Source organism: Gordonia sp. UBA5067 (genome assembly GCF_002414845.1).
In the GTDB taxonomy this organism is placed as follows: Bacteria; Actinomycetota; Actinomycetes; order Mycobacteriales; family Mycobacteriaceae; genus Gordonia; species Gordonia defluvii.
The window spans coordinates 1-1,782 of the sequence record NZ_DIAX01000026.1 but is presented as its reverse complement, the minus strand read 5'-3'; the positions used below and the strand labels follow the sequence as shown (position 1 = coordinate 1,782).

The window sequence follows — 1,782 nt, the reverse complement described above, 5'->3', positions numbered from 1 at the left end:
AGCCCTCGTTGACGCTGCGCTCGGCGAAGGCCGAGTCAATCTCGAGCGCCGACATCGACTCCTTGACCTCCTTAACCCAGTGGCGCAGCTTCGGCGCCTCGCCGCGCACGGCGGTGACCGCGGTCCGCAGGAAGTTCGACATCGACACGCCGGGCACCTCGACGGGGTATTGCATGGCCAGGAACAGCCCGGCGCGGGCGCGCTCGTCGACGCTCATCGCCAGTACGTCCTCACCGTCGAGGGTGATCGAGCCGCCGGTGACCTCGTACTTGGGGTGGCCGGCGATCGCGTAGGACAGCGTCGATTTGCCCGAGCCGTTGGGCCCCATGATGGCGTGGGTCTCGCCCGACTTCACGGTGAGGTTGACACCTTTGAGGATCTCGATCGGCTTGGCGTCGGGGTCGGTGGTGGCGACGCGAACCTGCAGATCGCGGATTTCCAGTGTGGTCACTTCAAGTCCTTGGTGGTGGTGTGATGTGTGGGCTGTGGGGTCGATGGGGCGGTTAGACCCCGCCGACCGCCAATTCGGCCTCAACGGCCTCGGTGAGGCGCTCGCGCAACGCGGGCACCGGGATCTTGGCGATGATCTCGCCGAAGAACCCGCGCACAACCAGCCGTCGGGCGGCGTCCTCGGGGATGCCGCGGGCCATCAGGTAGAACAGCTGCTCATCGTCGAATCGGCCGGTGGCGCTGGCATGGCCCGCGCCGACGATCTCGCCGGTCTCAATTTCCAGGTTCGGCACCGAGTCTGCGCGGGCGCCGTCGGTGAGCACCAGGTTGCGGTTGAGTTCGTAGGTGTCGGTGCCCTCGGCCGCCGGGCGGATCAGTACGTCGCCGATCCACACCGTATGGGCCTCATGGCCGTGTCCCAGCGCCGGATCGCCCTGCAGCGCACCCTTGTAGGTGACGAACGAGCGACAGTGCGGCTGCGAGTGATCGACCAGCAGCCGCTGCTCGAGGTGTTGACCGGCGTCGGCGAAGTACAGACCCCATAGTTCAGCGTCGCCACCGGGCGCACCGTAGTGCACGGTCGGCGAGAGTCGCACGAGGTCACCGCCGAGCGAGACGGCGAAGTGCCGCAACGTTGCGTCACGCTGCAGCAGCGCGTGATGGGCGGCGACATGGACTGTGTCGTCGGCCCATTCGTGGAGGTTGACCACCGTCAGATGGGCATTGTCCCCGACGATGAACTCGATGTTTTCGGCATAGGTGCCACTGCCGCGCTGATCAATGATGATTGTCGCCGTGGCGAACCGTTCGAGCCGAATCTGGAGGTGACCGTAGGCGGTTTCATCCACTCCCGGCCCGGTAATGGTGATCGCCACCGGGTCGTCGAGGACGGTCTCGGCGGCCACGGTAACGATCGTGGCCTCGGGGAACGACGAGAATGCCTGCGCGGCAATGCGATCGAATGGGACACCCCCCTGACCGAGGCGGTCATCTCCGCGGGTGACCGTTTCGACGGTCAGTCCGGTCGGCAGGGACCCGTCAGCCACCACGACCTCGACGGTAGCGACGCCGGTCGCCGGTGCCGAACCGTTGTGCAGGCCGCGAAGGCGACGGAAGGGGGTGAACCGCCACGCCTCTTCGCGCTGACCGGGTACCTCGAAGGCGTCGACCTCGAAGGAGGTGAACTGTTCAGCTTTGTTGGCTGCCAAAACCGTGGCGCTCGGCCCACTCATGGCGTCGGTACCGGGGGTCGTCGTATTCGCCATCAGCCGACGGATCCTTCCATCTGCAGCTCGATGAGCCGGGTTAGCTCGAGGGCGTATTCCATGGGCA

At 66.2% G+C, this 1,782-nt stretch carries 2 protein-coding genes; both read right to left on the bottom strand.

Annotated elements, in window-relative coordinates; all coding sequences use genetic code 11:
• On the bottom strand, positions 1–451 hold a 451-nt coding region (locus B4M62_RS03600; RefSeq protein ID WP_290705297.1), incomplete at its 3' end, for an ABC transporter ATP-binding protein.
• Positions 452–503: 52 nt separating this feature from the next.
• A complete protein-coding gene (sufD, locus tag B4M62_RS03595) occupies positions 504–1,715 on the bottom strand; it encodes a Fe-S cluster assembly protein SufD (protein ID WP_414651768.1) in 1,212 nt (403 codons plus the stop codon).
• Positions 1,716–1,782: the final 67 nt, after the last annotated feature.